General features: G+C 49.4%; 1 protein-coding gene. It reads right to left on the bottom strand.

The window, feature by feature from the left end:
* Window positions 1-18 precede the first annotated feature (18 nt).
* Window positions 19-934: IS3 family transposase (locus INP78_RS14505; RefSeq protein WP_194742914.1), on the bottom strand; the 916-nt coding region annotated here is incomplete at its 5' end.

Genomic DNA, 934 nt, shown 5'->3' with positions numbered 1-934 from the left:
TGAATCGACCCGGCTAGCCTAGATATTTTCGAGCCTCTCGAAATACCGCCGTTCAAACTCTGCGGGAGCGAGTTGATCAGCATAGCCATGTCGGCGTTTTGGATTGTAAAACATTTCGATGTAATCGAAGACATCCCGCCTTGCCTCTTCGCGTGTTAAATAGATCTTTCGCCTTATGCGCTCACGCTTCAATAGTTGAAAGAAGCTTTCGGCCACAGCGTTATCATGACAATTGCCACGACGACTCTGACTTGCACATAAGTGATGAGTCTTCAGGAAGGCACGCCACTCGTAACTATTGAATTGACTACCCTGATCGGAGTGGATCACAACCCCTTGTGCAGGTTGCCTACGCCACACAGCCATGAGAAGTGCATTAATTGCGAGTTCACTCTCCATCCTCGGTTGCATAGACCAACCAATCACTTGTCGGGAGAATAAATCCAAGACGACTGCCAGATACAACCATCCTTCATGCGTGCGAATATAGGTAATATCTGTGACCCATATCTTATTCGGCTCCATGACGTCGAATTGCTGGGCAACGTGATTAGGGACTGCAATAGATGGCCTGCTATAGCGGCCTCCTGGTCGGCGCCGATAACCCGTCTGCGAGCGCAAGCCTTCCTGCTTCATCAATCGATAGATGCGATGTTTGCCGCAGCGCTCGCCTATATCTCGTAAATCCTGCGTGATCTTACGATAGCCATACACGCCACCACTCTCTAGCCAGAATTGCTTGATCAGCCCAGTCATCCGCTCATCCTCACGCTGCCTATTGGATTGGGGCGCATTCTTCCATGCATAAAACCCACTGGGATGCACATTCATCACGTGACACATACGGTATATCGAGTACTGCCGATGATGTTCGCGAATGAATGCGTACTTTACTGCGACACTTTTGCAAAGTACGCGGCGGCCTTTTTTAATA

It is taken from the genome of Methylophilus sp. 14, from assembly GCF_015354345.1.
Lineage (GTDB): Bacteria > Pseudomonadota > Gammaproteobacteria > Burkholderiales > Methylophilaceae > Methylophilus.
Note: the sequence above shows the minus strand (reverse complement) of the source record. Positions and strands in the feature narration are given on the sequence as shown.